The organism is Rhizobium sp. FG113 (genome assembly GCF_057809895.1).
The window spans coordinates 286,254-311,305 of sequence record NZ_JBMDKV010000003.1 but is presented as its reverse complement, the minus strand read 5'-3'; the positions used below and the strand labels follow the sequence as shown (position 1 = coordinate 311,305).

Here is a 25,052-nt window from a genome sequence, read left to right as displayed (position 1 = left end):
ATCGGGCGCACGGTGCGCCGTCCGGAACTTGCCGGTTGAAAAGTTGGGCTGTTCCTACTGCGTCAAACGACAAATGTCAAAGCGGATGTCCGCGCCACAAGAAGACATCGATGCTTTCGGCGCGGCCTCTGATCCTGGCTGAGACCGGCCCTTCGATATGCCCTTGATGGTTGGGCGCTGCCCCGGTGCCCGCCGCGCCCATCAAGGCGGCGCTGAGCGCGAGCTCGAAACCGTGGCTTGCCGCCACTTCCATGAGGCGGCTTGCGACGTTGACGGTATCGCCGGTCGCGGTGATCTGCTGGCGTGTGCCGGTGCCAAGCCGCGAGGCGACGACCGTGCCGCAATGGGCGCCGACCTTGAAGCCGATCTTGCGGTCGGAAACCCCGGGATCTGCTGCAAGCCAGGCCCTCAGGCGATTGCCGAGCCCAACGGCGCAGGCGGCCGCCCGCAAGGCGTCGTTATCGGCCGGACGCGGGAGGCCGAAGAGGATCATCGCGCCATCGCCCATGAAACTGGTGATCGCGCCGCCATGGGCGCGCGCCTCGTCATCGACTAGTTCGAAGAAGCCGCTCAGCACCTCCTGCACGCGCGCAGCACCTATCGCCTCGCTCAATCCGGTGAAGCCCGACAGGTCGACGAACACGGCCGCGGCTTCCTGACGCACCGGCCGTGACAGGAAAGTCGGATCGCGCGCCAGCCATTCGCCGAGGCCCGGCGCCTCGATTCGCTGCAGCAGGTCGCTTTGAGCGGCGAAATGCGTGGCGCGGCGGCGATCGAGCCACAGCTCCATGGCGCCGAACAACAGCACCGGCGGCAAGGTCGCGGCGATCGGCAGCGCGGCGCTGAACCAATAGCCATGCGAGAAAGCGACAATGTTGAATGTCAGCCACGCCAGCACGGCGGCTGCGATGGCGCTATAGGCGACCGCGCTGCGGCGCCAGCCGAGCAGGCTGATGATCAGCACCGGCAGGGCAACGCCGAGCAGCGCATCGAATGAGCGCACGTTGCCGTCGCGCACGATGTTGTCGCCCGCAATCAGCCGGGTGATGGCCGTGGACATGACCTCGACACCGGGAAGCACCGGATCGAACGGCGTCGGAAAGACGTCGCCGCCGCCGGTTACCGTCGAGCCGATCACGACCACCCTGCCCTCGACCATCTTGGCGTCGATCTTGCCGGCAAGCGCATCGGCGGCGCTGAAGGTGGGGATCGTTCCGCGCGGTCCGTAGAAGGTCAGCGGCAAACGCTGGCCGATATCGGTTGGAAGGCGCAGTTCGCCCAGCGCAAGGGCCGCCGGCGTGAACGCCGGATTGACGCCAAGCGCCACCGATGCCACCCGCAAGGGAAACGAGGCATCGACCCGCTGCGCACCGCGCGAGATCAGCGGAATGTAGCGCGGCGTTCCGCCCTGATCGGTCGACACGTTGACGACGCCGATCGCCGCGGAATCGGCGAAACGGGCAATCGGCAGCATCATCCGGTCTGCCACCGGAATGGTGGCGAGCGGATCCTCGGCACTCGATGTCACCGACTGAAGACTTGACGGGAAGACGCCTGCCGCGGCGATGACTGTTGGTACGCCCTTCAGCGCATCGGCTAGCGCCTGGTCACCGTCCTCGGGTCCGGGATCGACCAGAAGCAGGTCGAGCGCGATGACCTTCGGCTTCAGCGCGCCGATTGTTTCCACCAGCCGCGCGAGCGTTGCCCTGCTCAGCGGATATCCATTGGCGCTTGCCGTCTGGTCATCGATCGCGACGATGGTGACGACCGAAGGCGCGCTGTCTGGGCCAATGAGATGGCTCCTGAGGTCGGCCAGCGATGCTTCCATCCGGTCGAGAAAGCCGGCATTGCCCTGCATGTGGAGATAGCCGAGCGCGCCGCCCCAAAGGGCGGCCGCGATCAGCGATATGGTGATCAAAAGCCGTCTGGCCTGCATGGGCGACTACTGGCCCAGCCGCGCAAGAAGCGCCGCCGCGCGCGGCTGCGGCCAGCGCCGAACAGTGAGCGCGCCGCTCGTGCGCGACACGTCCACGCCCTCGCCCGGCGCCAGCACGACCCTCGGCCCCGCCGATGGCCGGCCCACTGCCACACGCCCACGCACGACGAAGACCGATGTCGTGCCGTTCTTGACATCAACGGCCCAGCGCGTGCCGCGCACGGCGGCGATCGCCTGCGGTGTGACTACCTGGAAGCCGCCATTGCGTCTGGCGCTATCAACATCGACAAGGACCGCCTTGTTGCGCAGCGACACCGAATCGGGGCGACCGTCGCCGTTGCTGTCGAGAAGCTGGAAGCGCGCGCCACCTTCGGCGGTGACGGTCACGCCATCGGCGCAGCGCATGATCTGCCGCGCCGTGCCGGCGACGCGTTCAAGCGTGCAGCCGGCGGACTGCGCCGATGCCAAGCCAGCCCAGAGCCCCGCCCAAAGCAGTGTCGTCGCGGCGATGGCGGTGGCCAGACAAGGACGACCGTACGATACTGTCTCCATGATATCCCCCTGTAGCAATTTCCGCCCACGACCGAATAGCGCACTCTAACCCTGCCGCGCCCGGCACCGCAATGCGCTTGGCGGCAGTTACACAGGCGATGAGACCATCCCGCGTTCCATCAAATCGCCTCCGGCGATGGTCCGATATAGCGGGCACGCGGGCGGATCATAGTTCCACTGGTCACCTGCTCGATGGCGTGCGCGAGCCAGCCGGCGGTGCGGGAAAGCGCGAAGATGACAAGCGGCGCGTCGTCGGGAAGATCGAAATGCCCGGCCATCGCCGCCAGCGCGAAATCGATATTCGCAGGCTCGCCCAACAGCTCGGCGCCGAGAGCGGCAATCTCGGCGTAACGCGGCGGCATCTCGAACGAACGCATGATCGCTGCGGCACGCGGATCGCCGTCAGGATAGAGCTTATGGCCAAAGGCCCGCACCACGCCTTCCGTCGCCAACATCGTCCTGATCGCCTCGCGAGCACCGATTTCCCGCGACAACTCCATCAGCCGCACGGCGCCCTGCCAGGCACCGCCATGGCGAGGGCCGGTCAGCGTCGAAAGGCCGGATAGCGTGGCGGCGGCCAGTGAAGCGCCCGACGAAGCGGTGACGCGCGCCGCGAATGCAGAGACGTTGAGTTCATGCTCGGCGGTAAGCACGAGTGCCCGCCTGATCGGCTCAGCCGCCTCCGGCCGATCCCAACTGCGTGCGAGGCGCTCGTGCAGCGGCAAGTCGAACATCTGGCTCGGAGCAAGCGCCGCTGCCACAGTGGCAAGCACCTGCCCTGCTTCCGATTTCAACGCGGCGGGCGCGCGGCCCAAAGCCGGCAGATCCGCCGCCGCCCTCCTCGCCAGCAAGACGAAAGCGCCTGATATCCTTGATGGCTCGTCTGCGGACAATTCGACTGGCGGGCATTTCGCTGCCGGGCTGTCCCACAACAACGCCGCTACCTGCTCGAACGTCGCCCGTTCGGACAAGGCGACCGCCTCGCGGCCACGATAGCAAAGCCGGCCATCCGCGATCGTCGAAATCGCGGTCGGCAGGACCGGCTCGCCCCAGTCGATCGTCTCGGCGGCTATCGCCTCCGCCTTTCGTCTGCCGGCATGACGCTTGGCGAGACGCGCGACGTCCCCCGAATGGTAGAGGCTGCGGCGGCTGTCGGCGGTATCAGGCTTCGCACGGATGCGACCGCGACTGACATTGGCGTAGAGCGTTTGCGGCTTCGTGCCGAGCCGTTCCAACGCTTCCTCGGCCGTCAGCCACGTCATGCGAGCCTCTTACATTGATCTTATTCATCAAGATTGACGTCAATCTGTCTAGGTCCGATCCTTTCTGGCGTAAAGGAGAAACGCAATGAAGAACGGCTTGGAAGATGTGATTGCAGCGGAAACCCAACTGTCCGATGTGGACGGTGAACGCGGACGCCTGGTGATACGCGGCGTCTCGCTGGACGACCTCGTTCCCCGTGAGACATATGAGGGTGTCGCAGCATTGCTGCTCGACGGACTGATGGAACGTCCGGTCAGCGCGATCACACTGCGGTCGCTGCTGGGGGCCGCGAGGATCGAGCTCTATTCGCACATCACGCATCTGGACGAAGGGCTTCTGGCGCTCCCGCCCGTCGATGCCATGCGCGCGATGATCGCACGCCTTGCCGACGGTCAGGATTTCGATACGGCTCTGCACCTGATGGCAGCGCCCGCCGTGTTGCTGCCCGCCATCCTCAGGCTGCAGGCCGGCCAGGGGCCGGTGGCGCCGGATGCGTCGCTGTCGCAGTCGGCGGACATATTGCGCATGTTGACCGACAGGATGCCGAGCGCGGAGCAGACGGCGGCGCTGGACGCCTATCTGGTGACGATCTCGGATCATGGATTGAACGCCTCGACCTTCGCCTCGCGCGTCGTCGCCTCCACCCAGGCGGGCCTGACATCCTCGGTGCTGGCCGCCATCGGCGCCCTGAAAGGACCGCTTCACGGCGGCGCGCCCGGCCCTGTGCTTGACATGCTGGATGCGATCGGAACCGAAGCCAACGCCCATGCATGGCTGACATCAGCACTTGATCGCGGAGAGCGGCTGATGGGGTTCGGGCACCGGATTTATCGTGTTCGCGATCCGAGGGCCGACGCGCTGAAGAATGCGCTCTCGCCTCTGGTCCGCTCCGGCCAGGTCGATCGTGAACGGATGACGCTCGCAGCGTCAGTCGAGCGCGCCGCTCTTGCCATCCTCAAGGAGCGGAAGCCGGATCGGCCGCTCGACGTCAATGTCGAGTTCTACACCGCGCTGCTTCTCGAATCGCTTGGTTTCGAGCGGCAGGCCTTTACCGGCGTCTTCGCAATCGGGCGCACTGTGGGCTGGATCGCCCATGCCCGGGAGCAGGCACTCAACGGCCGATTGATCCGCCCCCGCTCGATCTATACCGGCCCTCTACCAAAGGTCGCATAATTCGAAAAACTCAACACTAATAGAGATTTAGCGAATATTTACTCAAATCCCATAGATTTGCCCGGCGTGCATTTTGACACGCTTGGCATATCGGGGTTTGTCCATGGTCGGATTTCTATCAAGCATCGGCTCCTCCAGCAGCGCTGTGCTGGACGCGTTGAACAAGTCGCAGGCAATCATCGAATTCGACCTCACCGGAAAGATTCTGACGGCCAACGAGAATTTCTGCAAGGCGGTCGGCTACGAGCTCAGCGAGATCGTCGGCAAGCATCACCGGATGTTCGTCGATCCGGCCGAGGCGAACTCTAGGGATTATGCGGATTTCTGGGCGCGTCTCGGCGAAGGCAAGTTCGACCAGCGCCAGTATAGACGGATCGCCAAGGGTGGCCGCGAGATCTGGATCGAGGCGACGTACAATCCGATCTATCGCGGCAACAAGCCATACAAGGTGATGAAGTTCGCGACCGACATCACCGCCGCCAAGAAGCAGGCAGCCGAAGACAAGGGCAAGCTCGAAGCGCTCTCACGAGCACAGGCGGTGATCGAGTTCACGCCTGAAGGCAACATCATCACCGCCAACGAGAATTTTCTGGCGACGCTCGGCTATTCCTTGTCCGAAATCGTCGGCAAGCATCACGCGATGTTCTGCGAGGCGGATTACAGCCGCTCCGCCGAATACAGGGCCTTCTGGGCGAGACTGGCGGCCGGCGAGTTCGCGGCCGATCAGTTCAAGCGGATCGCAAAGGGCGGGCGCGAGATCTATATCCAGGCGTCGTACAATCCGATCCTCGATGCGTCGGGCCGCGTCTTCAAGGTCGTGAAATTCGCGACCGATGTCACCGAGCGGATGAAGGTCGTCAACGATCTCGGCGCCGGCCTCGCTCGTCTCTCCGAGTGCAATATCCGCCAGACCATCGACGAGCCGTTCGTCGGCGAATTCGAGACCTTGCGCCGCGATTTCAACACTTCGATCGGCGCGTTCCAGGCAACGCTGGTGAAGGTCCTGCAGCAGACCAACGCGCTGAACGGCAACAGCCAGGAAATGCGCGACGCCGCCGAACAGCTCTCCGCGCGGACAAGGGAACAGGCGGTCTCGCTCGAGGAGACGTCCGCCGCGCTTGAAACGGTGACGGCGACGGTCAAGTCCTCGACCGAGAACACGCAGGCGACGCGCAAGCTGGTGCAGAGCGCCCGTGCCTCGGCCTCGACCTCCGCCGCAGTCGTGCGCGAGACGATCACCGCCATGCAGCGGATCGCCTCGGCGTCGCAGGAGATTGGCCAGATCATCGGCGTCATCGACGAGATCGCCTTCCAGACCAACCTTCTGGCGCTGAACGCAGGTGTCGAGGCAGCGCGTGCGGGCGAAGCCGGCAAGGGCTTTGCCGTCGTCGCCCAGGAAGTGCGCGAACTGGCGCAGCGTTCGGCCAAGGCCGCCAAGGAGATCAAGGGTCTGATCGAGAATTCCGGCAAGGAAGTCAACGAAGGCGTTCGCCTCGTCGACGCGACCGGCACGGCGCTCAACGAAATCGAAACCTTCGTCGAATCGATCGACACCAACATGACCGCGCTGGCGACCGCCGCCGCCGAGCAATCGACCGGCCTCTCGGAGATCAACAACGCCGTCTCGCAGATCGACCGGATGACACAACAGAACGCCGGCATGGTGGAGCGCACCACCGGTATCAGCTCGGAGCTCGCATCGGGTGCGGCGCTGCTGGCCGAGTTGGTCAACCACTTCAAGCTCAACCGGCGCGGCATGATCCGCGATCAGGGGACGCAAGCCGCTGCTCCGGTTCGGGGACAGCGCGCGGCCTGAGGCGGCGGATCGCAGATTTGGGAATGAAAGAGCCGCCGCATCGTTGGATGTCGGCGGCTTTTGTTGTTTTGGGAACGTCCATGCGGTGGCTCCGCAACGAAATCACCGCGCCTCATTATTTGTGATCGAGGTCGGTAAGTGCGTCATTCATAAAGGATCCGAGGTCGGTATCGGCCCTATCCGCTTCCGCTACTAGGAGTGATTGGCGGCGGCACTCCTCAGCGAAGCCGGGCTGCCGTGTGTCAGGCACCCAAATCCGGATGGGGCGCATCCCGGCCACCTTGGACGCTTCACGCCTCTTACGCACTACAGACACCATCGTCGGCTCCTGAGCTCGTTGAGCTTACCCTACGGCTAAGCGTTAACTTCGTCCACTCCGCACTCATTTCCGTGCTTGTCACAGGATCCTTAGCCAACCCAAGTCCCTGACCAGAAAAGCAAAAAGGCCGCTCTCGAAAGCGGCCTTTTCTATCGTCTTGCAACTATGTCTTAAACCAACCGGCTCTGCTCGGTTGCCGCTTCGATGAAGCTCTTGAACAGCGGGTGCGGTTCGAGCGGGCGGGACTTCAGTTCCGGGTGGTACTGGACGCCGATGAACCAGGGATGGTCAGGGTATTCGACCGTTTCCGGCAACACGCCATCCGGCGACATGCCGGAGAAGACGAGGCCGCAGTTTTCCAGACGGTCCTTGTAGTCGATGTTGACTTCGTAGCGGTGGCGGTGGCGCTCGGAGATGTCGGTCGAGCCGTAGATCTCGGCGATCTTGGTGTCCTTCTTGAGCGCCGCCTTGTAGGCGCCGAGGCGCATGGTGCCGCCGAGGTCGCCGGCCGCGTTGCGCTTCTGCAGCTCGTTGCCCTTGACCCATTCGGTCATCAGGCCGACCACCGGCTCGTCGGTCTTGCCGAACTCGGTCGACGAGGCCTTCTCGATGCCGGCCAGATGACGGGCCGCTTCGACGACTGCCATCTGCATGCCGAAGCAGATGCCGAAATAGGGAACGTTGCGCTCACGGGCGAACTGGGCAGCAAGGATCTTGCCTTCCGAGCCACGCTCGCCGAAACCGCCGGGCACGAGAATGCCATGGACCTTTTCTAGATAGGGCGCCGGGTCTTCCTTTTCGAAGACTTCCGATTCGATCCACTCGAGATTGACCTTCACGCGGTTGGCGATGCCGCCATGATGCAGCGCTTCGATCAGCGACTTGTAGGCGTCCTTGAGGCCGGTGTACTTGCCGACGATCGCGATCGTGACCTCGCCCTCAGGCGTGCGGATGCGATTGCAGACCTCTTCCCAGGAATCGAGACGCGGCTTCGGTGCCGGCTCGATGCCGAAGGCGGCCAGAACTTCGTTGTCGAGGCCTTCCTTGTGGTAGGCGATCGGCACGTCGTAGATGTTGGCGACGTCAAGCGCCTGGATGACTGCGCTCTCGCGGACGTTACAGAACAGCGAGAGCTTGCGGCGCTCGGCTTCCGGGATTTCGCGATCGGCGCGCACCAGCAGGATGTCGGGGTGAATGCCGAGCGCCTGCAGTTCCTTGACGGAATGCTGGGTCGGCTTGGTCTTCAGCTCGCCGGCTGCCGGGATATAGGGCATCAGCGTCAGGTGGACGTAGACGGCCGTGCCGCGCGGCAGGTCGTTGCCGAGCTGGCGGATGGCTTCCATGAAGGGCATCGCTTCGATATCGCCGACGGTGCCGCCGATTTCACAGATGACGAAGTCGTACTCGTCATTGCCCTCGATCACGAAATCCTTGATCTCGTTGGTGACGTGCGGGATGACCTGCACGGTCGCGCCGAGGTAGTCGCCACGGCGTTCCTTGTCGATGATGTTCTTGTAGATGCGGCCGGTGGTGATGTTGTCGGTCTTGGTGGCCGAGCGGCCGGTGAAGCGCTCGTAGTGGCCAAGATCGAGATCGGTTTCCGCGCCATCGTCGGTGACGAAGACTTCGCCGTGCTGGGTCGGGCTCATAGTGCCCGGATCCACGTTCAAATAGGGGTCGAGTTTGCGCAGCCGCACCCGGTAACCACGGGCCTGCAGCAACGCTCCGAGAGCGGCGGCCGCAATTCCTTTACCGAGAGAGGAAACCACGCCGCCAGTGATGAATACGTATCGCGCCATGGGAGCTACCGGTTACCTTTTCAAAAACGATTCCACCAGCCCTAAAATTCATTTCCTGAATTTTAGGGCTCTAATTTAACAGCATTCTTCTCGCGCTTGCCGCGCGATCGCTGTGCGGTGACATCTGGACAAAAGAAAACCGGCAGACCCTGGGGCCTGCCGGCGGTTTATGCGTCGTTCGGCTTACTGCCCGCTGGGAGCAGTCGCCGGTGCCGGAGCGGCAGGCGTGGTGGCCTGCGGTGCTGCCGGAGCAGTTTCAGTCGCTGCCGGGGCCGGCGTGGTCGCGGCGGGAGCCGGTGCGGTGGCTGCAGGGGCAGCCGGAGCGGTCGCGGCAGGAGCCTGAGCGGCCGGAGCAGCAGGTGCGTCGCCGCCGGTCGGAACGCCGTTGCCGGCAGGAGCCGCAGGTGCAGCCGGAGCGGCGGCACCGTTCTGCTGCTGGCCGCCGAGCGAATCGAGAATGCCGTTGCCCTGCCCGCTCGTTGCCGGAATGCGGTTCAGGATATCCGTCGGACGGCTTTCGTAGCGGTTCAATACGCCGAGGCCGAGCGAGGTGATGAAGAAGAGTGCTGCGAGGATCGCCGTCGTGCGGGTCAGCGCATTGGCCGTGCCGCGCGCCGACATGAAGCCCGAACCGCCGCCGATACCGAGGCCACCGCCTTCGGAGCGCTGGATAAGCACAACGCCGACAAGCGCCAGCACGATCATGAGATGAATGACAATCAATACGGTCTGCATGGGTCCAGTCCTGCCGGCGCGAAGCGGGCATAAAGTAAAATTCTGGCGCTCTTTACATGAGGTGATCCGCTATTCCAAGCCCTTCAGCCCGGAATATACACGCATCTCAAGAGAGCAACGCCTCGTATGCGCCGTAGATGGCGAGGAAATCGGTTGCTTTCAAGCTCGCGCCGCCGATCAGCGCGCCGTCGACATTGGCGACGCCCATCAATTCCCTGGCGTTGCCCGGCTTGACCGAGCCGCCATAGAGGATGCGGAACTTGCGACCGTTGTCGCCGAAGCGGGCGACAAGCTCGGCGCGCATGAAGGCATGCGCCTTCTCGACGTCCTCGACGGTCGGCGTGACACCGGTGCCGATCGCCCAGACGGGCTCGTAAGCAATGACTGTGGTCTCCGGCGTGGCGTTCTCCGGCACGGAGGCCGACAGCTGCCGCTTGATGATATCGAGCGCCTGGCCGGCCTGACGCTCGGCGGCTGTCTCGCCGATGCAGACGATAGCCGTCAGGTCAGCGGCAGCGGCGGCTTCCGCCTTGGCGCGTACCAGATGGTCGGTTTCGGCATGATCGGTGCGGCGTTCGGAATGGCCGACGATGACATAGGTGCCGAAGCAATCGGCGATCATTTCAGCCGAGATATCGCCAGTATGGGCGCCTTCGGGGTTCTGGTGGCAATCCTGCGCGCCGATGGCGAGCGGGCTGTCGGTGCAGAGCGCGGTCGCCACGTAAAGCAGCGTCGCCGGCGGGCAAATCAGCGCTTCCACCTTGTTGGAAAGAGGACCCTGGACACCCGAAGCGATCGCCTTGATCTGATCCAGCGAGGCACGCGTGCCGTTCATTTTCCAGTTTCCCGCCACAAGCGGTCGCACGTCAGGTGTCATGCCGGCCTTCCCCATTTCTCCGTCAGCACGGGCCTTAGCAAAAGCATGCGGCAATGAAAAGGTTTGGGACGCTTACGTAAGGGAAATTGCGGCGTTTTGCGGCGCAAATGCTTAAAATTTGTCAGCCGTGTTGCCTAAACTATGGCTAGCCCCCTCAATTCTAGGAGGCCAGGATCCAGTTCAGCGTCTGGCGCCAATCGATCATGCGGATCGGTGTCCCATGATTGCCCGTCTGGTACAGCGTGAAATGCGTCGGGTAGCGCGATTTGATCAGCGTTTCGAACAGCGCCTGCTGGTCGGCGGCGGCGTAGGTCGGGTCGCGGCTGCCGTGGGCAAACCAGAGCGGCAGCTTGGCCTTGTAGAATGCGCTCTTCGTAAAATCGGGATCAGCGACGCCACTCATGATGACCATGCCCTTGAGGCGCTTGACCGTCTCGGCGTCGCGCGTTGCGCCCCAGCAGATCTGGCTGCCCATGGAGGCGCAGGTGAGGATGATCGGCCGGCCCGGCGCCTGGGCGCTGGCGTAGCGGATGAGACCGGCGACGGCGGTCACGCCATCGCTATCGAAGGTCTTGACCGACGGCGCGTAGTAGACGCCGCCATTGCCGGCGACGAGGTTTTTCAGCCGGTTGAAATTGCCGCCGAAGGTGTAGTCGTTGACGCCGAGGCGGCGGTCGCCGTCGCGGCCGTGGATGAAGATGACCGTGAAGGCTGCACCGGCGCTCGGCCCTACCCTCGCGACGTCCAGCTTGACGCCGTCGAGCGACAGCGTTTCGTTATTCTGGAGCTTGCGGATGCCGAGCGAGACGTATTTCTGCTGCGTGCGCTTTTCCGGGATCTGGTCGCGGCCGTTGATATCGCGCATCTCGTCGTAATCGACGACATCGAAAGCGCCGCCATTGCCGGTCTGAAGCGTCGTCTGCGCGGAAAACAGGTCATCCTTGAAGGGTGGCAAGGTGTCGGCAGCACTGAGATCAGCCGATGCGACCATGAAAAAGGCCGCAATTGCTGTGATAGTTATGCAATGACTTGTGGACATTCGCATGCGCAAGGTTCCCTGAGGCGTCTGGCCGCTTGCCATTCGGCGACCCAGGACGCAAATCATTTCTTAATGAAAGTCCGCCCGATGAGGTGGCGTCGCGTATCGAGGTGCTTTCTGGCAGACTCTGCCTGATTCGCAAACGTGACATGAATTGCGGTGATTTTGGGTCAGGCTCAAGCGCAAGCGGCCACCCCACGACAAGATGAAGATCTGAACGGCTCCATGGACGATAGCAACGACCTCTTTTCCGGAATGCCCCTGACCAAGAAGCAGGAGGATGCGCCAAAGCCGGCCGCGGCAGCCCCAGCGCCCGTCGCCGCTTCGGCTGCGCCGAGCGTTGCCGCCAGTGCCGCGCCACGGCAGGCGCCGCCGACGAATTCCACGTCCGAGGATTACGGCGCGTCTTCGATCCGCGTTCTCGAGGGCCTTGAACCGGTGCGCATGCGTCCTGGCATGTATATCGGCGGCACCGACGAGAAGGCGCTGCACCACCTCTTCGCCGAAGTCATCGACAACTCGATGGACGAAGCGGTGGCCGGCCATGCCAACTTCATCGAAGTGCATCTCGACGCGATGGGCTTCCTCACCGTCAGCGACAACGGGCGCGGTATTCCGGTCGAGAACCACCCGCAGGTTCCCGGCAAGTCGACGCTCGAAGTCATCATGACCAAGCTGCATGCCGGCGGTAAGTTCGACGGCAAGGCCTACGAGACATCCGGTGGTTTGCACGGCGTCGGCGTTTCCGTCGTCAACGCGCTCTCGGATGTTCTCGAAGTCGAGGTTGCGCGCAATCGCAAGCTCTACCGCCAGCGCTTTTCGCGCGGCATCCCGCAGGGTGGCCTGGAAGAACTGGGCGACGTCCACAATCGCCGCGGCACGCGCGTTCGCTTCCATCCCGATCCGCAGATTTTCGGCGATCACGCCAAGTTCGATGCCGGCCGCGTGTTCCGCATGGCCCGCTCCAAGGCCTATCTGTTTGGCGGCGTCGAAATCCGCTGGAGCTGCGACCCGGGCGTTGTGCAAGAAGGCGGTGAGATCCCCGACAAGGCGGTCTTCCACTTCCCCGGCGGCCTGAAGGACTATCTGCAGGCGACGATGGGCAAGGAGTTCACCGTCACCCGCGAGATCTTCGCCGGCAAGACGGAGAAGACAAGCGGCCATGGTTCGCTCGAATGGGCGATCACCTGGTACGGCGGCGATCCGCAGGTTCACTCCTATTGCAACACCATTCCGACACCCGAAGGCGGCACGCACGAGGCCGGCCTGCGCATCGCGCTGACCAAGGGCCTGAAAGCCTATGGCGAGCTGACGCAGAACAAGCGGGCCGCGCAGATCACCACCGACGACGTGATGATCTCGGCCGTCGGCATGCTCTCGGTGTTCATCCGCGAACCGGAATTCGTCGGCCAGACAAAGGACAAGCTTGCGACCGTCGAAGCCCAGCGCATCGTCGAAAACGCGCTGCGCGACCCCTTCGACCACTATCTCGCCGACAACCCGAACGAGACGGCCAAGCTGCTCGACTGGGTGATCGAGCGCGCCGAGGAGCGCCTGCGCCGCCGCAAAGAAAAGGAAGTCAACCGCAAGACCGCCGTGCGCAAGCTGCGCCTGCCCGGCAAGCTCGCCGATTGCTCGCAGAACACTGCCCAGGGCGCCGAGCTCTTCATCGTCGAAGGGGATTCGGCAGGTGGCTCCGCCAAGCAGGCGCGCAACCGCGCCAACCAGGCGATCCTGCCGCTGCGCGGCAAGATTCTCAACGTCGCCAGCGCCGGCCGCGAGAAGCTTGGCGCCAACCAGCAGCTCTCCGATCTCGTCCAGGCGCTCGGCTGCGGCACGCGCTCGAAATACCGCGAGGAAGATCTTCGCTACGAACGCATCATCGTCATGACCGATGCCGACGTCGACGGCGCGCATATCGCATCGCTGCTCATCACCTTCTTCTATCAGGAGATGCCCGAGCTCGTGCGCGGCGGCCACCTCTTCCTCGCCGTCCCGCCGCTCTACAAGATCACCCAGGGTGCGAAGTCGGCCTATGCGCGTGACGACCGTCACCGCGCCGAGCTGATGGAGACGGAGTTCAAGGGCAAGGCGAAGGTCGAGATCAGCCGCTTCAAAGGTCTCGGCGAAATGCTGCCGGCGCAGCTCAAGGAAACCACCATGGATCCGAGCAAGCGCACCATGCTGCGCGTGCTGATCGACGAGGTGGATTTCGAGGGCACGCGCACGGCGGTCGACGATCTCATGGGCACAAAGCCGGAAGCCCGTTTCCGCTTCATCCAGGATCGAGCTGCATTCGCGGAAAACCTCGACATCTGACGTCGAGGTTTAGGATCAGGCTCGGTCGAGCCTGATCTCGATCACCGTCTTCACCGAATTGGCGAGGAAGCAGAGTTCGTGCGCCTGATGGTGCATCTGTTCCTCGAGCTCACGGCTTGGAACTTCACCGGGGTAGCCGACCTTCGGGCGCAGTTCGACGCGGCTGACCATCATCCGGCCATCGACTTTCTCCATGACGCCGACCGCATCATCGACATAGCTGTCGATGCCGATGCGCTTTTTCGAGGCAATCCAGAGATAGAACAGCATGTGGCAGCTGGAGAGCGCTGCCACATAGGCTTCCTCCGGATCGACATTCTCTTCGACTGCATAGGGCAAAGGCACATTGTGCGGCGATGCGGAGGCTGGCACCGTGATGCCGCCGTCAAAGGTCCAGTTGTGACCACGGCTGTAGCGCCCGTCGATAAAGCTACCCTCGCCCAGCTTCCACGCCACCTGTGCCGAAAACGTCGTCATTCCTTTTCTCCTTCGCGGGTAAGCCTTGCGGTCGTCAATTTCAGATGTTGCGAAAGCGCCTCGCGCGCCAGATCGGCGTCTCGCGTGGCGCATGCCTCGATGATCGCCTGATGCTCACCATAAAGCGTCGGGCGGGCCTCGGAGCCTTTCGGTTGCCGCGCATAGGCCCGACGCGATTCACGGCGGAAGGTGTCGATCATTTCGAGCAATCTCGCATTGCCGCAGCGGCCGTAGAGGGTGCGGTGAAACGCGAGGTCTAGTTCCTCGAGCTGTTGCGGGTCTTCTTCGTCGAGCAGATCCTCGTTCAGCCGTCGCGCCTTGCGCAGATCGCTGTCCGTAAGCGCCTCGATCGAGGCCAGCAGCGCGGTCGTCTCCAACGACAAGCGAATTTCGGCAAGCTCACGCGCCTGCTCCTCGTCGAGACCCGACACGGCAAGGCTGCGATCCGGTCGGCGCACCAGAAGACCGGATGCCAACAGCCTGTCCAGCGCCTGCCGAATGGGCTGGCGGCTGACGCCGAAGCGTTCCGCCAGCTGTTCCTGTTTGAGCACCGTGCCGGCGCCGAGATGTCCAGCTTCGATATCGCGCCGAAGCGATGTGATGATTCCATTTGTATCCATGGATCCAATGTAGTCGGGACGTATCACCGCTGCAAGAGCCTGTTGTGGGATTGGGTCGGCCGACGGAAATCGGCTGAAGCTTCGCGGGCGTGCGGCAGCCAAAATTGCGGGATCACATTTCCGTCAGATCACGCCAGTTCGTTTCAATATCGGTCGAAACAGGCGCGATCTCGGCGAAAATCGCCAACCGTGCAGACCGAGCGTGATCCATGACAAGGATGTCGAAGGGTTTCTGTCTTAATGATTGCGTGATGTAAGGTTATGAAGCCTGCGGATCAGGCCGATGGACCGGCGGCGGGGGCGTCATCGGGCTTAAATCGGTGATGGCGCTTGCGTGCAAAGGATGCATGGCCCATATCCTTAGGTGAAATAAGGGGGAAAAGGACGACGTGAGCCTTCCGAACAACAATATGCAGCGCGAGTCGCGGTGGATCGGTCCATCCTCTCCCGCACGTACGCCGCTCATCCCTTCGATCTCCGCGGCGCGCTGGCTTCTGATCCTCGTCGTGGCCGCCGGCGTCTATTTCTTCTACGGCTTCGTCGTGCCGGTGCTTGCCGCACTGGTGATCGGCTTTGCAAGCTGGCCGCTTTACCGTCGGCTGCTGCAAAGGGTCGGTGGCAACACGACGGTCGCGGCGACCATCGCGATCATACTCATCGTCACCTTTCTCATCACCCCGATCGTGCTTGCCGTCACCTATACCACGGGCGAAGTGCGCGAATGGGTCGGGTGGCTGATCCATGTGAACCGCTTTGGCGAACCGACGCCGCAATGGATTTCGGCGTTTCCATTTGTCGGGCCCTACCTCGATGAGCTCTGGGTCAAATATATCGGCAGCCCCGGCAGCATGGGCGAAGTGATCCAGGCGGTCAGCGGCGCGCATATCGGCAATATCTATCGCGCGGTGCTCGCAGCCGGTGGCGGTGCTTTCCATCTGCTGCTGACGCTGCTCTTCATGCTGATCGCACTGTTCTTCGTCTATCGCGACGGCGCGGATTTCTCCCGCCAGATCGACATGCTCGGCGAACGCATCCTGCCCAACCGCTGGGAGCGGATTTCGCGCGTGGTACCTGCCACGATCAGCTCGACCGTGATGGGCATGACGCTGATCGCCATCGGCGAAGGCATCGTGCTCGGTGTCGCCTATTGGGTCGCCGGCGTGCCCTCGCCCGTGACGCTTGGCGTCATCACCGGCATCATGGCGCTGATCCCCGGCGGCGCGCCGCTGTCGTTCACGCTGGTGTCGCTGTACCTGCTTGCCAGCGGCTCGCCCGTTACCGGCGTCAGCCTGTTCGTCTGGGGTACCGTCGAACTCTTCATCGTCGACAAGACACTGCGCCCCAAGCTCGTGGGCGGCCCGATCAAGCTGCCGTTCCTGCCGACCTTCTTCGGTCTGATCGGCGGCGTGAAGACCATGGGCTTCCTCGGGCTTTTCATCGGCCCGGTGCTGATGGCGCTTCTGGTGGCAATCTGGCGCGAGTGGATGCATGAGGTGCGCACGGCCGAAAAGCCCGATCTCGGTCCGCAGGTGCTGATCGACGAGCAGGCTCCGCCACCGCCCAGAGTGGCCGAAGGCTGATCGGACCCGTCGCAGAAGGCTGATACGGCGTCACCTTTCCTGATTGTAATCTTGCTCCGCATGGATGCCGGAAAGCGGCCTTCATTTGGTTGAAATTGCTGCGTCTAAGGGGAGCGGTTCAATATCGAAAGCGCACCCATGCAAGCTGTCCTCATCGCCATGACCATCCTCGGATGCAACGACTCGGTCACGCAGTGCAATTACGTGGCGACGGTGGGAAAGCACTTTGAGACGGTGGCGATGTGCGATGCCGATTCCGAACGGCAGTTGAAGCATTATTCGAGCATCAGCTACCCGACGGTCATCGCCGTCTGCGAGCCGCCGCATCCGCCATTGCCGCCGGAACCCAAGGTGGTCGCCGCAGCACCGGTACCAGCGCCTGCCGTTACCGAGGAAAAGCCGGAGACCGGGGTTTCCGGGCTAGCGTCCAGAATGGCGGCAGAGGTACGCACGCACCTTCCCTCTGGCCATTCGATGAAATCCGCGCTCGCAACGCCCGTGCACTTCGTCTCAGGAAGCTATTCCTGGGTGGTCAGGCGCTTGAGCAATTAGCCTCAAGCGGCAGCGAGCGCTGTCATGTAGGCGTAGCCGCGTGCCGACTGTCGCTGCTCGGCGACATGCAGCTTCTCGACCATTTCAAGCAGCTCCTGCACCGAGCCATGCGTGGTGTTACGGCTGCGGAAACTCTGCAACAGCCGGCCGCAGACATTGGCAAGCATCGTGCCTGATGTGGATTTCGACGCCTCGCGCCACAGCAAGGTGGCTTCGACGAAGATCACGCTGATGTCGCGGGCGAGACCAGCGGATTCATAAAGCGCGCGCACCGCGTGCATGCGGCCGGTCGCCAGGATAGAACGCACCCGCCGCTCGTCGCAGCCGGTCAGATTGACGATGGCGCCGGCGAAGAACTCGATCTTGCCGGAGCAGAGCGTGTGCATGAGGAAGGATGGCGTCAGGCGTCCGCTGACGCGCAGATGCTCGACCAGATCGGCAACCTCGCGCGGCGTTATTTCGCCGGCGATGGCGACGATCGCGGTTTCCGTCGCCTCGCGGGCCACGCGCTGCAGCCGACCGGTGCCAATCGCGGCCTGCGCCAGCGGCAGATTGATCAGGGCGTCGCTGACATGCTGCGTCAAGAGTTGGCGGGCATCGGCCGGCAGGTCCGGGCGATCGAGCAGGAGGTTGCGGACTTCACAGTCGTCGCCCAGCCGTTCGGCAATGCGCTTCAGCGCCTGCGGGGCGATTGCGGCGCCTTCGTTTTCAAGCAGGCACAGCACGTCTTCCGCGCCGCCGATCTCGGCAAGCGCGGCTGCGACCGAGCGCGAGATGCTGGAGCGGGCGGCGATCAGCATGCGGGTAACGGCGCTGCCGCGCGCGGCAAGATCGACGAGGTCCGCGTCCGACAGAAGCGGCGAGAAGGTGATAGCGTGGCAGGCGATCTCGGCCTGGTCACCAGCCAGAGACAGGACGATGGCGCGAGGCGCATCCGGCGACCAGGCGATGGCTTCGGCCATGGCAAGGCGAACCTTCGGCGACGGGTCGTCGAGCAGGAAGGTCATGGCCATCTCGGCGGCCTTGCGCTCTTCCAGAGACATTTCAGACTGCAAGTAGGCCCGGCCGAGCGCGCTCGCCGCCCTCGCCCGGTCTCCAGCCTTGGCAGTCTCAACCCAACGAAGAAATGCCTCTACGATCACTGCGAACCCCAATCCTCAAGTGCGATTCTCTCACACCCCAAGTGTTGAGGATGACGGTAGCGGCAAAAAGTTTATGATTGGTTCACCATATACTTTAACCGTTCAGCAGCACTGACGGACGGTCAGGCCTTGGGTCGGAAGAGCTCGAACACGTCGCTGCTTTCGCTGTAGTCCATGTAGCCGAGGCGCGCGACGGGTCTTGCTAGCCCCATGTCGATGCGGCCATCGCGCAGGATCGCCTCGTCGATATGGATACCGACGACCTGGCCGAAGATCATGACGTTCTCCGACGGCTCGCCGCTCAGCGACTTCGGCTCGATGATCTCGGTAACCTTGCACTCCAGAACCGCGAAGGCTTCGGCCACATAGGGCGCATCGACGAGTTCACCCTGCTTGGGAGTCAACCCTGACAATGCGAACTCGTCGACGTCGTAGGCGACGGCGGCCGAGGACATGTTCATCTTGTCGATCAGGTTGCGGCTCACGAAATTGCAGGTGAATTCGCCGGTTTCGCTGGCGTTGCGGTAGCTGTCCTTGCGGCCGCTCGATGAGAACATCACGAGCTTCGGACGATCCGACACGGCATTGAAGAACGAATATGGCGCGAGATTGAGCGTGCCATCCCTGCCCTTGCTGCCGATCCAGCCGATCGGCCTTGGCGACACGATCGCCTTGAAGGGATCGTGCGCAAGGCCGTGCCGGTTTTCATCCGTCGTGTAGAACATCAGCCTTCCCCGCCGACCCAGGTGACCGTCTCGGAAAGCTCGGGGCGCGGGCGCTCGACGGGCGGGAACGTCGTCGAGCCCATGTGGATGAAGCCGGCGACCTTTTCGCCTTCCTCGACGCCCAGCAGCGGATAGGCGCGCTCATCATAGGCGAACCACTCGGTCAGCCAGTTGGCGACCCAGCCATGGGCGTTGGCCGCGAAGATGATGTTGAGGCAGACGGCGCCCGCCGACATCAGCTGCTCCCATTCCGGGATCTTGATGTGCGGGCCGGCCTTGCTGACGACCGCGACGACGACGGGTGCGCGCGTGAAGCGGCTGCGCTCAACCTGGATCATCTCCTCGGAGAGATCTGGCTTCTTTTCCAGCGCAAGCGTCAGAAGCTCCTCGCCGATGCGGGCGCGCTCCTCGCCGCGATAGACGATGAAACGCCAGGGCGCGAGCTTGCCGTGATCCGGCACGCGCGACGCAAGGCGCAGGATTTCCTCGATCTCGGGCTTTTCGGGACCGGGCTCGGACATCTGGAAGGCGGGGATGGAACGGCGGACGCCGAGGTAGTCGATCAGCTTGATATCGGATCTCATGGACAAGAAACTCTCATTTTCACTGCGGTATCGGGGATGGGTCTTGAATTTGCCATCCGGTTGGTCTTGAAGTGGCCTCTGTCATTTCAGTTGTCAATTGGTTCGCAAAACACATGCTCGGCATTTTGCCATACGCGCGCTGGAGTGTTGCCGTAGCCCTCCTTGCCTTGATCCCCGCCGGCGCCGGCGCGCAGGATGCCTTCAAGGAGTTCAAGCAGCTCGACACCACGACGAAGATGCCCAAGCTGAACGCCTTCATCGCGCCCGGCACGACGCCGCAGGGCGCGAAGCTGCATTCCGTCGCGCTCGAGGCGAAGCTCACGGCATCGGGCGATGCGGTCAAGGACGGGCTCTCCTGGTATGTATTCAGCCCGGTCGCGGGCAGCGACGGCAAGCTGCCGCTGATCGCCAGCTCCCAGGGCGGTTCGGCCGATTTCCAGCTGGCGCCGGGCGATTATTTCGTCAACGTTTCCTTCGGCCGCGCGGGCGTGACACGCAAGCTCTCGGTCCCCGAGGACGGCGCGCTTGAAAAGCAGACGATGGTTCTGGAGGCCGGCGGGCTGCTGCTCAATGCTGTCTCGGGATCGGACGTGAAAATCCGACCGGATCAGCTGAGCTTCTCGATCTATTCCGCCGATGTGCGCGACGACGGCGAGCGTGGTCTGGTGATGGCCGATGTGCCGCCGAACACAGTCGTACGGCTCAACGCCGGCACCTATCACGTCGTCTCAGATTACGGCGAGACCAACGCGTCGGTGCGCGCCGACATCCAGGTGGAAGCGGGCAAGCTCACCGAGGCGACGATCCAGCACAAGGCGGCGCAGATCACCTTCAAGCTTGTGTCCGACAAGGGCGGCGAGGCAATCGCCGATACCGCCTGGTCGATCCTGACAGCCGCAGGCGACAGCGTCGGCGAAAGCGTCAGCGCGTTTCCGACCATGGTGCTTGCCGAAGGCGAATATTCCGCCGTGGCGCGCAACAAGGACAAGATCTATCAGCGCGAGTTCAAGGTCGAGGCCGGCAAGAACACCGATGTCGAAGTCCTGATGAAGGACGTGCAGCCGGACCAGGGACCGGCCGCGACGACGTTGCAGCAGCTGCCGCCGGAGCAGCAGACGCCGACGGAACAATCGCACGCCGCGCAGCCGCTACCCTCGTTCGAGCAGCTGCAGAGCGGTGCCGCGGCAGGTGGCGTCGACTCCGACTGACGCATCCTACATCGCCATCAACGCAAAACGCCCGGTCATTGCTGACCGGGCGTTTTCGTTTTCAGTTAAAGGTCACGAAGACCTCAGGCAGCCTTCGCCTTTCTGGCAGCGGCCTTGCGCAGCACGTCCGGCGGCGTCGCTTCGTGCGTCAGGGCAGCGATCGCGTCGTCGAGCGACATCGAGCTCTGCTCCTGGCTGCCGAGACGGCGGATGTTGACCGTGCGCTCTTCGGCTTCCTTCTTGCCGCAGACGATGATGACAGGCACCTTGGTGACCGAGTGTTCGCGGACCTTGTAGTTGATCTTCTCGTTGCGGAAGTCGGTCTCGACATGGAGGCCTGCCTCGCGCAGCGCCTCGGCCACTTCTTCACCGTAAGCGTCGGCTTCCGAAGTGATCGTCGCGACCACGATCTGCAGCGGCGACATCCACAGCGGCAGATGGCCGGCGAAGTTTTCGATCAGGATGCCGAGGAAGCGCTCCATCGAGCCGCAGATGGCGCGATGGATCATCACCGGCTGCGTCTTTTCGGAGTTGCTGTCGATATAGAAGGCGCCGAAGCGTTCCGGCAGGTTGAAGTCGACCTGCGTGGTGCCGCACTGCCATTCACGGCCGATGGCGTCCTTCAGCGTGTATTCGAACTTCGGACCGTAGAACGCGCCCTCGCCCGGCAGAATGCCGGTCTTGATGCGGCCTTCGGACTGTTCCTCGATCGTCTTCAGCACTTCGGTCATGACGGCCTCGGCGCGGTCCCAGAGAGCGTCTGAGCCGACGCGCTTTTCAGGACGGGTCGAGAGCTTGACGACGATTTCCTTGAAGCCGAAGTCTTCATAGACCGACAGGATGAGATCGTTGATGCGCAGGCATTCGGCCGCCATCTGCTCTTCCGTGCAGAAGACGTGCGCGTCGTCCTGGGTGAAGCCGCGAACGCGCATCAGGCCGTGCAGAGCGCCGGAGGCTTCGTAACGGTGCACCGTGCCGAACTCGGCAAGACGGATCGGCAGCTCGCGGTAAGACTTCAGGCCATGCTTGAAGATCTGCACGTGACCCGGGCAGTTCATCGGCTTCAGCGCGAAGACGCGGTTGTCGGCTTCCTTGTCTTCCGGGTGCGTGAAGGCATAGGCCGACTTCACCGCGAACATGTTTTCCTGATACCAGCCCCAGTGACCCGAGGTCTCCCAGAGCGAGGCGTCGAGAACCTGCGGGGCGTTGACCTCTTCATAGGTGCCGGCAAGACGGCGGCGCATGTAGGAAGTCAGCGCCTGGAACATCCTCCAGCCCTTGCCGTGCCAGAAGACGACGCCAGGGCCTTCTTCCTGGAAATGGAACAGGTCCATTTCGCGGCCGAGCTTGCGGTGATCGCGCTTTTCGGCTTCCGCCAGCATATGGAGGTAGTTGTCGAGATCCGCCTGCTCGGCCCAGGCCGTGCCGTAGATGCGCGAGAGCATGGCGTTGTTGCTGTCGCCACGCCAATAGGCGCCGGCAACCTTCATCAGCTTGAAGGCCGTGCCGATCTGGCCGGTGGAGGCCATGTGCGGGCCGCGGCAGAGGTCGAACCATTCGCCCTGATTGTAGATCTTCAGGTCCTGGCCTTCAGGAATCGCGTCAACGAGCTCGACCTTGTAGCTTTCGCCCTTGGCGGCGAAGACTTCCTTGGCCTTCTCGCGCGACCAGATCTGCTTGGTGAAGGCAGCGTTGCGCGAGATGATCTCCTTCATCTTCTTTTCGATCTTCGGCAGATCGTCAGGCGTGAAGGGCTCGTTCTTGGCGAAGTCGTAATAGAAGCCGTTCTCGATCACCGGGCCGATCGTGACCTGCGTGCCAGGCCACAGCTCCTGCACGGCTTCGGCCATGACGTGGGCCGCGTCGTGGCGGATGAGCTCGAGCGCACGGGGATCGGTGCGGGTGATGATCTCGATCGTGCCGTCGACGACGGGATCGGAAAGGTCGCGCACGGTGCCGTCGATCGCGATGGCGACGGCCTTCTTGGCAAGCGACTTAGAAATGGATTCAGCGACATCCTTGCCGGTTGCGCCAGCATCGTAGCTGCGCACGGAACCATCGGGGAATGTCAGGGAAACGGATTGGGACATTTTAGACTTCTCCTTGTCCAGTCCCGCCAACGAATGCGGGTGGTTGCAATGACGCGTTTCGGATCACGAATACGCCGCCGCCTGATACCGGGATTTGCCGTCGCAGTAAAGGAAAAGCCGATCCGGCGTGGCAACGGTATCGCCACATTGACAATGGCCCTGCCGATGGCAAAGTGACAGAAACAGCAACGCAAGGTGGCGCATGATCCTTTACACCACCGTCGGAACAAACGACCTCCCGAGATCGGTCGGTTTCTACGATGCACTGTTTCGTGAGATGGGCCTTGAGCAGTGCTTTCTCGATGGCACGTCCGCGTCCTGGGGGCGCAAGGATGACGCAACGGTTTCACGTTTCTCCGTCGGCTACCCGTTGAAAGGATATTCAACCGCCGGCAACGGAACGATGACGGCGTTTCGTATCGACGAGCCTGCCCGGGTCGATCGCCTGCATGAAATCGCGCTTACGGGCGGCGGATCGGACGATGGGGCACCCGGCTACCGGGCTCATTACAGCGGCGCGCCTTACGCCGCCTATATCAGGGACCCCGACGGCAACAAGCTGGCCTTCATGTGCTACGGATCGCCCGAACTCTAGGTCAGAGGCTGAATGCCGGCCTCCTGCGCGACCATTTCGGCGAGGCCGCGAACGGTGTTCCAGTTGCGCAGCGTGCCGACGCCCATGCGTTTGGTCGTCAGAGCGGAGAGCAGCTTCCATTCGCTGGGTTTGCCGGCGAAATCGATCCAGAGATCGCCACCGATCACGGCAAGGCGCTGGTTCGGCTGGGCATGAGGCTGCAGCCGCTCGATAACGGTGCGGTCGAGCGGCTTTCGCATGACGCGCAGAATGACCTGGCTACCATCACCATCAGGGAACGGATTGGCGGCGGCGATCTTGCGCCAATCCTCGGCCGTGCGAACGAGGATATCGACCGGCTTGCCGAAGCGCGCATGAAACGCCTGCTCCAGCCGCGCCTCCATGTCTCCAATTGGAGACGTCTGTGCCTCGAAGACGATATTGCCTGTCGAAACCAGGGTGCGCGGATTGCGATAGCCGAGCGACGTGGCCATGTCGCGCAGGTCGGACATGATCACCCTGCGGCCCGGAGCCAGAACGATGCTATGGAGGAGTGCGACGTAAACGGTCACGTCGGCTTGCGGCCGAACGCCAGATAGCGCCACGGCGTCCACCAATGGAAACGGTCGCCGAGCGTTTCCGGTACACGGTCGAGACCGCTGGTGCCGCCGGGGCCGCAGCGACCGACGCGAAACAGCGTCATCCATCCGCCGCTCCACAGGCCATGGCGGGCGATGGCCTCGTAGCCGTACTCGGAACATGTCGGGATGTGTCGGCAGGAATTACCGATGAAGCCGGATAGGGTCAGTTGGTAGAGCCGGATCAGGCCCATGCCGAACAGGCGATCCGGTGTCTTGCGGAAGGGGCCGGTGTAGTTGCGCGAGTGATGAACCGGCTTCTTCCTGGGCGACGCGGCCGCGCCGCCTTCGTCCTCGTCGTCATCGTGGTTCATCGAGCAGAACTGGCACATGGCGATCCGCTCAGGCTTCCACGGTCTCGGCGCGCTTGGCCTCGACCTGACCGATCGCATCGACCACTGCGTCGAAGGTCAGCATGGTGGAGGCGTGGCGGGCCTTGTATTCGCGAACCGGCCGCAGGTAGCGCATATCCTCGAAACGCCCCGATGGGCCCTCACCGTCTTCCTTCAGCATGGCGAGCATATCAGCGCGCGCCTGGCGCAACTCCTGCGCCGTCGCACCGACCACGTGGCGGGCCATGATCGAGGACGAGGCCTGGCCGAGCGCACAGGCCTTGACGTCATGGGCGAAGGCCGAGACCGTGTCGCCGTCCATCTTCAGCCAGATCCTGACCTTGGAGCCGCAGAGCTTGGAGTGCGCCTGGGCGCTGGCGTCGGGTTCCTCAAGAGCGCCGATCAGCGGAATATTACCGGCAAATTCGAGAATTTTGCTGTTGTAGATGTCGTCCATCGGGTATTCCGCTCCATATTTCATGCGGATAGACGGCTCATTGTTCATCGTCACCCAAACAAAAACACACCGTGTCACGCTGGAAGACTTACATAGCGATGCCGTTTTCCTATATGTATGTCGTTCGAAGGCCATGGAAATGCAATGGCCTCGTGTAAGTTTGAATGGGAAACCGTGCCGGATGGGCCGCAGAATTTCGCCCTGAAAGCCCCGGAGCCTGCCAAAGGTGCACTATTCCCGAGTGG

Annotated in this window: 24 protein-coding genes; 7 read left to right on the top strand and 17 right to left on the bottom strand. The window is 62.9% G+C overall.

Features of this window, described 5'->3' with window-relative positions:
- Positions 1 to 76 precede the first annotated feature (76 nt).
- The 3 genes from ACODTZ_RS11770 to ACODTZ_RS11760 form a co-directional block, all read right to left on the bottom strand.
- Positions 77 to 1,936 carry a CHASE2 domain-containing protein gene (locus ACODTZ_RS11770; RefSeq protein ID WP_489025890.1) on the bottom strand — a complete coding sequence of 620 codons (1,860 nt, stop codon included), beginning with the start codon at positions 1,934 to 1,936 and terminating at the stop codon, positions 77 to 79.
- A 6-nt stretch (positions 1,937 to 1,942) separates the two neighbouring features.
- A complete protein-coding gene (locus tag ACODTZ_RS11765; RefSeq protein ID WP_489025888.1) occupies positions 1,943 to 2,488 on the bottom strand; it encodes a FecR domain-containing protein in 546 nt (181 codons plus the stop codon).
- A 119-nt stretch (positions 2,489 to 2,607) separates the two neighbouring features.
- Positions 2,608 to 3,750: a citrate synthase gene (locus tag ACODTZ_RS11760; RefSeq protein ID WP_489025886.1), complete on the bottom strand. Its 1,143-nt coding sequence runs from the start codon at positions 3,748 to 3,750 to the stop codon at positions 2,608 to 2,610.
- Between the two features lie 85 nt (positions 3,751 to 3,835).
- Here ACODTZ_RS11760 and ACODTZ_RS11755 point away from each other — a divergent pair, with 85 nt between their 5' ends.
- Positions 3,836 to 4,924, top strand: a complete 1,089-nt coding sequence (locus ACODTZ_RS11755) for a citrate synthase/methylcitrate synthase (RefSeq protein ID WP_489025884.1) — start codon at positions 3,836 to 3,838, stop codon at positions 4,922 to 4,924.
- Positions 4,925 to 5,027: 103 nt separating this feature from the next.
- On the top strand, positions 5,028 to 6,740 hold the full coding sequence (locus ACODTZ_RS11750; protein ID WP_489025883.1) for a methyl-accepting chemotaxis protein: 1,713 nt from the start codon (positions 5,028 to 5,030) through the stop codon (positions 6,738 to 6,740).
- A gap of 115 nt (positions 6,741 to 6,855) precedes the next feature.
- Here ACODTZ_RS11750 and ACODTZ_RS11745 read toward each other — a convergent pair whose 3' ends face one another.
- The 5 genes from ACODTZ_RS11745 to ACODTZ_RS11725 form a co-directional block, all read right to left on the bottom strand.
- The gene (locus ACODTZ_RS11745; RefSeq protein WP_489025881.1) at positions 6,856 to 7,059 is read right to left on the bottom strand and encodes an antitoxin MazE family protein; all 204 of its coding nucleotides are present in this window, start codon (positions 7,057 to 7,059) and stop codon (positions 6,856 to 6,858) included.
- Positions 7,060 to 7,229: 170 nt separating this feature from the next.
- Positions 7,230 to 8,858: a CTP synthase gene (gene pyrG / locus ACODTZ_RS11740; protein ID WP_111561478.1), complete on the bottom strand. Its 1,629-nt coding sequence runs from the start codon at positions 8,856 to 8,858 to the stop codon at positions 7,230 to 7,232.
- A gap of 183 nt (positions 8,859 to 9,041) precedes the next feature.
- On the bottom strand, positions 9,042 to 9,593 hold the full coding sequence (gene secG, locus ACODTZ_RS11735) for a preprotein translocase subunit SecG (protein ID WP_047510429.1): 552 nt from the start codon (positions 9,591 to 9,593) through the stop codon (positions 9,042 to 9,044).
- Between the two features lie 106 nt (positions 9,594 to 9,699).
- Positions 9,700 to 10,470, bottom strand: a complete 771-nt coding sequence (gene tpiA, locus ACODTZ_RS11730) for a triose-phosphate isomerase (protein WP_112979765.1) — start codon at positions 10,468 to 10,470, stop codon at positions 9,700 to 9,702.
- A 160-nt stretch (positions 10,471 to 10,630) separates the two neighbouring features.
- Entirely contained in the window at positions 10,631 to 11,515 is an 885-nt protein-coding gene (locus ACODTZ_RS11725) for an alpha/beta hydrolase (RefSeq protein WP_489025879.1), read from the bottom strand.
- A 219-nt stretch (positions 11,516 to 11,734) separates the two neighbouring features.
- Here ACODTZ_RS11725 and parE point away from each other — a divergent pair, with 219 nt between their 5' ends.
- Positions 11,735 to 13,828, top strand: a complete 2,094-nt coding sequence (gene parE / locus ACODTZ_RS11720; RefSeq protein WP_489025877.1) for a DNA topoisomerase IV subunit B — start codon at positions 11,735 to 11,737, stop codon at positions 13,826 to 13,828.
- A gap of 15 nt (positions 13,829 to 13,843) precedes the next feature.
- Here the strand turns inward: parE and ACODTZ_RS11715 are convergent, their stop codons facing one another.
- Positions 13,844 to 14,305 carry an OsmC family protein gene (locus ACODTZ_RS11715; protein ID WP_489025875.1) on the bottom strand — a complete coding sequence of 154 codons (462 nt, stop codon included), beginning with the start codon at positions 14,303 to 14,305 and terminating at the stop codon, positions 13,844 to 13,846.
- On the bottom strand, positions 14,302 to 14,925 hold the full coding sequence (locus tag ACODTZ_RS11710) for a GntR family transcriptional regulator (protein ID WP_489025873.1): 624 nt from the start codon (positions 14,923 to 14,925) through the stop codon (positions 14,302 to 14,304). The genes ACODTZ_RS11715 and ACODTZ_RS11710 overlap by 4 nt, the downstream gene beginning before the upstream one ends.
- Positions 14,926 to 15,335: 410 nt before the next feature.
- Between ACODTZ_RS11710 and ACODTZ_RS11705 the strand changes: the two genes are divergently transcribed.
- Both ACODTZ_RS11705 and ACODTZ_RS11700 read left to right on the top strand, forming a co-directional pair.
- On the top strand, positions 15,336 to 16,505 hold the full coding sequence (locus ACODTZ_RS11705) for an AI-2E family transporter (RefSeq protein ID WP_489026217.1): 1,170 nt from the start codon (positions 15,336 to 15,338) through the stop codon (positions 16,503 to 16,505).
- Between the two features lie 138 nt (positions 16,506 to 16,643).
- Positions 16,644 to 17,057, top strand: a complete 414-nt coding sequence (locus ACODTZ_RS11700; RefSeq protein ID WP_489025872.1) for a hypothetical protein — start codon at positions 16,644 to 16,646, stop codon at positions 17,055 to 17,057.
- A gap of 2 nt (positions 17,058 to 17,059) precedes the next feature.
- On the opposite strand, the gene ACODTZ_RS11695 is transcribed toward ACODTZ_RS11700, so the two are convergent.
- From ACODTZ_RS11695 to ACODTZ_RS11685, 3 genes are all read right to left on the bottom strand, one after another.
- Positions 17,060 to 18,199 (bottom strand): DUF2336 domain-containing protein, encoded by a 1,140-nt coding sequence (locus ACODTZ_RS11695; protein WP_489025870.1) that lies wholly within the window; start codon positions 18,197 to 18,199, stop codon positions 17,060 to 17,062.
- A 122-nt stretch (positions 18,200 to 18,321) separates the two neighbouring features.
- Positions 18,322 to 18,924, bottom strand: coding sequence for a flavin reductase family protein (locus ACODTZ_RS11690; protein ID WP_489025868.1), 603 nt, complete (start codon positions 18,922 to 18,924; stop codon positions 18,322 to 18,324).
- Complete coding sequence (locus ACODTZ_RS11685) at positions 18,924 to 19,508, bottom strand: nitroreductase family protein (protein WP_489026215.1); 585 nt, start codon at positions 19,506 to 19,508, stop codon at positions 18,924 to 18,926. The genes ACODTZ_RS11690 and ACODTZ_RS11685 overlap by 1 nt, the downstream gene beginning before the upstream one ends.
- A 113-nt stretch (positions 19,509 to 19,621) precedes the next feature.
- On the opposite strand from ACODTZ_RS11685, the gene ACODTZ_RS11680 reads away from it, so the two are divergent.
- Positions 19,622 to 20,716 (top strand): hypothetical protein, encoded by a 1,095-nt coding sequence (locus ACODTZ_RS11680; protein WP_209190512.1) that lies wholly within the window; start codon positions 19,622 to 19,624, stop codon positions 20,714 to 20,716.
- 83 nt (positions 20,717 to 20,799) lie between these two features.
- Here the strand turns inward: ACODTZ_RS11680 and thrS are convergent, their stop codons facing one another.
- Entirely contained in the window at positions 20,800 to 22,806 is a 2,007-nt protein-coding gene (thrS, locus tag ACODTZ_RS11675) for a threonine--tRNA ligase (protein ID WP_111561469.1), read from the bottom strand.
- A 202-nt stretch (positions 22,807 to 23,008) separates the two neighbouring features.
- Between thrS and ACODTZ_RS11670 the strand changes: the two genes are divergently transcribed.
- Complete coding sequence (locus ACODTZ_RS11670; RefSeq protein WP_489025865.1) at positions 23,009 to 23,401, top strand: VOC family protein; 393 nt, start codon at positions 23,009 to 23,011, stop codon at positions 23,399 to 23,401.
- On the opposite strand, the gene ACODTZ_RS11665 is transcribed toward ACODTZ_RS11670, so the two are convergent.
- The 3 genes from ACODTZ_RS11665 to ACODTZ_RS11655 are packed head-to-tail and all read right to left on the bottom strand — an operon-like array spanning position 23,398 to position 24,807.
- On the bottom strand, positions 23,398 to 23,952 hold the full coding sequence (locus ACODTZ_RS11665) for a DUF1697 domain-containing protein (protein WP_489025863.1): 555 nt from the start codon (positions 23,950 to 23,952) through the stop codon (positions 23,398 to 23,400). The genes ACODTZ_RS11670 and ACODTZ_RS11665 overlap by 4 nt on opposite strands.
- Positions 23,949 to 24,350, bottom strand: coding sequence for a membrane protein insertion efficiency factor YidD (gene yidD / locus ACODTZ_RS11660; RefSeq protein WP_489025861.1), 402 nt, complete (start codon positions 24,348 to 24,350; stop codon positions 23,949 to 23,951). The genes ACODTZ_RS11665 and yidD overlap by 4 nt, the downstream gene beginning before the upstream one ends.
- Positions 24,351 to 24,360: 10 nt before the next feature.
- A complete protein-coding gene (locus ACODTZ_RS11655) occupies positions 24,361 to 24,807 on the bottom strand; it encodes an iron-sulfur cluster assembly scaffold protein (protein WP_489025860.1) in 447 nt (148 codons plus the stop codon).
- Positions 24,808 to 25,052: the final 245 nt, after the last annotated feature.